General features: G+C 65.2%; 10 protein-coding genes. All 10 read left to right on the top strand.

Annotation, left to right across the window (positions count from 1 at the left end):
- Positions 1 to 145, top strand: a 145-nt coding sequence (gene tuf, locus MUO23_14510) for an elongation factor Tu (protein ID MCJ7514161.1), incomplete at its 5' end; no start/stop codon positions are given.
- Positions 146 to 152: 7 nt separating this feature from the next.
- Positions 153 to 461, top strand: coding sequence for a 30S ribosomal protein S10 (rpsJ, locus tag MUO23_14505; GenBank protein ID MCJ7514160.1), 309 nt, complete (start codon positions 153 to 155; stop codon positions 459 to 461).
- A gap of 146 nt (positions 462 to 607) precedes the next feature.
- Entirely contained in the window at positions 608 to 1,237 is a 630-nt protein-coding gene (rplC, locus tag MUO23_14500; GenBank protein MCJ7514159.1) for a 50S ribosomal protein L3, read from the top strand.
- A gap of 21 nt (positions 1,238 to 1,258) precedes the next feature.
- On the top strand, positions 1,259 to 1,882 hold the full coding sequence (gene rplD, locus MUO23_14495) for a 50S ribosomal protein L4 (GenBank protein MCJ7514158.1): 624 nt from the start codon (positions 1,259 to 1,261) through the stop codon (positions 1,880 to 1,882).
- Positions 1,854 to 2,195 carry a 50S ribosomal protein L23 gene (rplW, locus tag MUO23_14490; protein ID MCJ7514157.1) on the top strand — a complete coding sequence of 114 codons (342 nt, stop codon included), beginning with the start codon at positions 1,854 to 1,856 and terminating at the stop codon, positions 2,193 to 2,195. Before rplD ends, rplW begins: the two co-directional genes overlap by 29 nt.
- Entirely contained in the window at positions 2,195 to 3,031 is an 837-nt protein-coding gene (rplB, locus tag MUO23_14485; protein ID MCJ7514156.1) for a 50S ribosomal protein L2, read from the top strand. The genes rplW and rplB overlap by 1 nt, the downstream gene beginning before the upstream one ends.
- A gap of 40 nt (positions 3,032 to 3,071) precedes the next feature.
- Positions 3,072 to 3,359, top strand: coding sequence for a 30S ribosomal protein S19 (rpsS, locus tag MUO23_14480; GenBank protein ID MCJ7514155.1), 288 nt, complete (start codon positions 3,072 to 3,074; stop codon positions 3,357 to 3,359).
- 9 nt (positions 3,360 to 3,368) lie between these two features.
- Positions 3,369 to 3,728, top strand: coding sequence for a 50S ribosomal protein L22 (gene rplV, locus MUO23_14475; protein MCJ7514154.1), 360 nt, complete (start codon positions 3,369 to 3,371; stop codon positions 3,726 to 3,728).
- 21 nt (positions 3,729 to 3,749) lie between these two features.
- Positions 3,750 to 4,424, top strand: coding sequence for a 30S ribosomal protein S3 (gene rpsC / locus MUO23_14470; protein ID MCJ7514153.1), 675 nt, complete (start codon positions 3,750 to 3,752; stop codon positions 4,422 to 4,424).
- 27 nt (positions 4,425 to 4,451) lie between these two features.
- Positions 4,452 to 4,883 carry a 50S ribosomal protein L16 gene (gene rplP / locus MUO23_14465; GenBank protein ID MCJ7514152.1) on the top strand — a complete coding sequence of 144 codons (432 nt, stop codon included), beginning with the start codon at positions 4,452 to 4,454 and terminating at the stop codon, positions 4,881 to 4,883.
- Positions 4,884 to 4,984 lie beyond the last annotated feature (101 nt).

Raw genomic sequence — 4,984 nt, 5'->3', positions numbered from 1 at the left:
GGTAGAGATGGTGATGCCGGGGGACGACGTGAAGATGACGGTGGAGCTGATCACGCCGGTGGCGTTGGAGAAGGGGTCGCGGTTTGCGATCCGCGAAGGCGGCCTGACGGTCGGCGCCGGCGCCATCACCGAGATTCTGGAATAGGTGCTGCATGGCAAAGCAAAAGATTCGCATCCGGCTGAAGGCCTACGACCACCGTGTTCTCGATCAATCCGCGGCGCGGATCGTCGAGACGGCGGAGCGCACCGGCGCCAAGGTGGTGGGCCCCGTTCCGCTGCCAACCCGCCTCGAGCGCTTTACGGTGCGCCGCTCAACCTTCATCGACAAGGACAGCCATGAACACTTCGAGATCCGGACCCACAAACGCCTGATCGATGTGCTGGACCCGGACTCCAAGACGATCGATACGCTGATGCGCCTGAACCTGCCGGCGGGTGTGGATATCGAGATCACGATCTAGTTTGACAGGTTTTCAGGCAGGATAAGCGCCTGCCAGAGGGTGGGGAGGCGACTCCGCCGGCTGGTTGGCAGACTGCCCTGCGTTCGGGGATGATGCAGCCTGGCCCAGGCTGACAGTCCCGACAAGAATGAGCAAGGAGACGGCGTATGAAAGGGCTGATTGGCAAGAAAGTTGGGATGACCCAGATCTTCGACGCCTCCGGTGCCGCCAAGCCGGTGACGCTGCTCGAAGCTGGGCCATGCTTTGTCACCCAGGTGCGGCTGCCGGAACGCGACGGCTACCGGGCTGTCCAGCTCGGCTTCGGCGAGACCAAGCCCCGGCGAATGGCGGCCGGCGAGCTCGGGCATCTCAAGAAGAACAACCTGCCTCCGTTGCGCCACCTGCGCGAGTTCCGCATCCAGCCGGACGAACAAGTCAGCGAAGGTGACCAGGTCACCGTCGCGGTCTTCGCCGTCGGCGAGCGCGTGGACGTGGTGGCCGTCAGCAAGGGCAAGGGTTTTCAGGGCGCCGTCAAGCGCCACGGCTTCAGCGGCGGCCCCAAGACGCATGGTCAATCGGACCGCCAGCGGGCCCCCGGTTCGATCGGTTCGACCTCGACGCCGGGACGCGTATACAAGGGAACCCGCATGCCTGGGCACATGGGATCGGAACGCGTGACCTCGCAGAATCTGCGAATTGAGTGGGTGGACACCGAGCGCAACCTGCTCGGGGTCAACGGCAGCATCCCCGGGCCGCGGGGAGGCCTGGTGGTCATCAAGGCTGCCCGGAAGCAATAGGCCAGTGGGAGCGAGTCGACCATGAAGGTAGATGTCGTGAACATGCAGGGCGAGAAGGTCCGGACGGTGGAGCTGCCTCCGGCCGTCTTCGAGGCCCCGATCAAGCGCGAGCTGATGCATCAGGCGCTGGTGCGGCAGCTGGCCAACGCCCGGCTCGGGACGCGCAAGACCAAGACCCGCGCCGAGGTCTCGGGCGGCGGCCGCAAGCCGTGGCGCCAGAAGGGCACCGGCCGCGCCCGACAGGGTTCGACTCGGGCGCCGAACTGGGCCAAGGGCGGCAAGGCCCACACCCCTCGCCCGCGTGACTTCAGCCAGTCAATGCCGCGCAAGATGCGGCGGGCGGCGCTGCGCTCGGCCCTTTCGGTGAAGGCCCGGGAAGCGCAGATCGTGGTGCTGGACGAACTGCGGTTGGAGCAGCCCAAGACCAAGGAGATGGCGGCGGCGCTGCTGCGACTGGTCGGCCCGACGAGTGTCCTGATCGTTCTGGCGGACTCGGACGAGACGGTGGAGCGGAGTGCCCGCAACCTGCCGGCGGTCAAGACGCTGCGCGCCTCCTATTTGAACGTCCGCGATCTGCTCAGCTACCAGCGTCTGCTGCTGCCGCTCGGCGCGGTGGATGCCATTTCCAACCACCTGGCGAATTGAGGACTACAAGATGATCACGGTCTATGACGTGCTCCGGCGCCCGGTGGTGACCGAGAAATCGAACTTCCAGAGCGCAAAGCTCGGACAGTATGCCTTCGAAGTCGCCAGCAAGGCGACCAAGGCGCAGATCAAGGAAGCTGTACAGACGCTGTTCGGCGTTGACGTGGTGCGGGTGAATGTGATGAATGCCCCCTCCAAGAAGGGGCGCCGAGGTCGCAGTCGACGCTTGCTGGTCCGCAGCCCCGGCTACAAGAAGGCGATCGTCACGCTGGCCCAGGGTCAGAAGATTGACGTCCTCGAAGGAGTGAAGTGATGGCCGTCAAGACCTACAAGCCGACGTCTCCAGGGCGGCGCGGCATGAGCGGCGCCACCTTCGAGGAGATCACCAAGGAGAAGCCCGAGCGCTCGCTGATCATCATCAAGCGCCGTAAGGGCGGGCGCGATTTCACCGGCCGGATCACCGTGCGCCACCAGGGTGGCGGCGCCCGCCGCTACATCCGCCAGGTCGATTTCAAGCGCGACAAGCGCGGCATCCCGGCCAGAGTGGCTTCGATCGAGTACGACCCTAACCGTTCCGCCCGCCTGGCACTGCTGAACTACGTCGATGGCGAGAAGCGCTACATCCTGGCGCCGAACGGCCTGAAAGTCGGGGACATGCTGATGGCGGGGAGCGAAGCCGAAATCCGGCCCGGCAACAGCCTGCCCCTTTCGAGCATTCCGCTGGGCACGCTGGTGCACAATATCGAACTCCAGCAGGGCAAGGGCGGCCAGATGGTGCGCTCGGCCGGCACGGCGGCCCAGCTGCTCGGCAAGGAAGGGGCCTACGCCTCGATCCGCCTGCCCTCCGGCGAGGTTCGTCGAGTGATGCAGACCTGCTGTGCCACGATCGGCGAAGTGGGGAACGCTGACCACAGCAACATCAAGCTGGGGAAGGCGGGGCGCAAGCGCCACTTGGGCGTTCGGCCCACGGTGCGCGGCACGGCCATGTCGCCGCGCGACCACCCGCACGGCGGTGGTGAAGGGCGGCAGCCGACCGGGATGCCGGGCCCGAAGACCCCTTGGGGGCAGCCGACGCGTGGCTACCGGACGCGGCGGAATACACAGTCTGACAAGTACATCATTCGCCGCCGCGCCAAGAAGCGCCGCTAGCCTGAAGGCATTCGCCTCCCAGGCATGAGGGAAGAGGACAATGTCGCGATCACTCAAGAAGGGCCCTTACATCGAGCCCAAGCTGCTGAAGAAGATCGAGATCATGAACCTGCGTGGCGACAAGAAGGTGCTGCGGACCTGGAGCCGGGCAAGCACCGTGTTCCCGCAGATGGTCGGCCACACCGTTGCTGTGCACGACGGGCGGCGCCATGTCCCGATCTACATTACCGAGAACATGGTTGGCCACAAGCTGGGCGAGTTCGCACCGACCCGCACCTTCCGGGGTCATGTCCAGAGAGACAAGACCACCAAGACGACAACTGCGTAGCAGGCGAAGATGGCTGAACATAGAGACGTCAGGGCGGTAGCCCGCTTCATCCCGGTGTCAACTCGCAAGGTCCGCCTGGTGGTGGACATGATCCGGGGTCGGCCGGCCAATGAGGCGATGGAAGTGCTGCGCTTCACCCGCAACGCCGGGTCGGATCCGGTGGCCAAGGTTCTGCGGTCGGCGATAGCCAATGCCGAGCAGAATTTCGGCCTGAGCCGGGATGACCTGTTTGTGCACACGGCCTCGGCCGACGAAGGTCCGACGCGCCGCTGGCGCCGGTTCGGGGCCCGCGGGCGGTTCAAGCCGATTCAGAAAGGTTCTTCGCACATCACAATCGTGCTGCGCGAACGCGGCCAGGCTGCGTCGTAGGTCTAGGGGAGAGGAGCAAGTATGGGACGGAAGGTCCACCCGATTGGTTTTCGACTGGGCATCAACAAGCCCTGGGAGTCGCGCTGGTTCGCCAACCCCAAGTCGTACGCCAAGCAGTTGCACGAGGACGGCCGGATCCGCAACTTGATTCTGAAGGCCGCCCTGCGCTCAGGGATCTCGCGCATCGATATCGAGCGCTTCCCGAACAACGTCCATGTGACGATCCACACCGCCAAGCCGGGGATTGTCATCGGGCGCAAGGGCGCCAATGTTAAGGAAATGCGCCGGGCGGTGCAGGCTCTGACCGGGACCGCGGTCAAGCTGGACATCGCCGAGATCAAGGACCCCGACCTGCATGCGCGTCTGGTGGCGGAGAACATCGCCGGCCAGCTCGAGCGGCGGATCAGCCACCGGCGGGCGATGCAGCGTGCCGTCAGCCAGTCGATGCGCCAGGGCGCCAAGGGCATCAAGGTGATGTGCGCCGGCCGGCTGTCCGGCATCGAGATGGCCCGGCGTGAGTGGATGCGCGAAGGGCGCGTGCCGGCCCAGACCCTGCGGGCCGACATCGATTTCGCCCGGGCCGAAGCCCTGACGACCTATGGCCGCATCGGGGTCAAGGTGTGGATCTACCGCGGCGACGCCGTGCCCGAGGCAGCCGAGAAGATCGAAGCCATGGATGTGTATGTCAGCGAGTAGCGTGCCGGCTGGCGAAGAGGTGCGATGATGTTGATGCCAAAACGGGTGATGCCCGGCCGTCTGAAGCAGATGCGCGGCCGGATGAAGGGCAAGGAATCCCGCGGCGTCGAAGTCAACTTCGGCGAGTTCGGGCTGCAGGCGCTGGAGCCGGGCTGGGTTACAGCTCGCCAGATCGAGGCCACCCGACGCACATTGGTGCGCTACATGAAGCGCCGGGGCAAGGTGTGGATCCGCATCTTCCCCGACAAGCCGGTGACGCAGAAGCCGGCCGAGACCCGGATGGGCAAGGGCAAGGGCGGGGTCGATCACTGGGTAGCCGTCGTCAAGCCGGGGCGGATCCTGTTTGAGATCTCAGGCCTTCCCGAAGACGCCGCCCGCGTGGCGCTGCGCCTGGCCTCGCACAAGCTGGCAATCCGCACCAAGTTCGCCAAGCGGACCGATCTGACGGGAGGCGAGTAGGCTATGAAAGCCGAAGATATTCGCGCCCTCTCGACGGAAGAAATCCGCTCCAAGCTCGACGATGCCCGCCAGACCTGTTTCAAGCTGCGCTTTCAGTTCGC

This window comes from Anaerolineales bacterium (genome assembly GCA_022866145.1).
Lineage (GTDB): Bacteria > Chloroflexota > Anaerolineae > Anaerolineales > E44-bin32 > PFL42.
The sequence above is the reverse complement of the archived record's forward strand: the minus strand, read 5'-3'. Positions and strand labels throughout refer to the sequence as shown.

What these genes read in the sequence shown, in the direction of transcription:
- rplP (MCJ7514152.1), top strand. Translation starts at nt 4,452, where the DNA reads ATGTTGATGCCAAAACGGGTGATGCCCGGCCGTCTGAAGCAGATGCGC.
- rplW (MCJ7514157.1), top strand. Translation starts at nt 1,854, where the DNA reads ATGCCATTTCCAACCACCTGGCGAATTGAGGACTACAAGATGATCACG.
- rplD (MCJ7514158.1), top strand. Translation starts at nt 1,259, where the DNA reads ATGAAGGTAGATGTCGTGAACATGCAGGGCGAGAAGGTCCGGACGGTG.
- rpsS (MCJ7514155.1), top strand. Translation starts at nt 3,072, where the DNA reads ATGTCGCGATCACTCAAGAAGGGCCCTTACATCGAGCCCAAGCTGCTG.
- rpsJ (MCJ7514160.1), top strand. Translation starts at nt 153, where the DNA reads ATGGCAAAGCAAAAGATTCGCATCCGGCTGAAGGCCTACGACCACCGT.
- rplC (MCJ7514159.1), top strand. Translation starts at nt 608, where the DNA reads ATGAAAGGGCTGATTGGCAAGAAAGTTGGGATGACCCAGATCTTCGAC.
- rplB (MCJ7514156.1), top strand. Translation starts at nt 2,195, where the DNA reads ATGGCCGTCAAGACCTACAAGCCGACGTCTCCAGGGCGGCGCGGCATG.
- rplV (MCJ7514154.1), top strand. Translation starts at nt 3,369, where the DNA reads ATGGCTGAACATAGAGACGTCAGGGCGGTAGCCCGCTTCATCCCGGTG.
- rpsC (MCJ7514153.1), top strand. Translation starts at nt 3,750, where the DNA reads ATGGGACGGAAGGTCCACCCGATTGGTTTTCGACTGGGCATCAACAAG.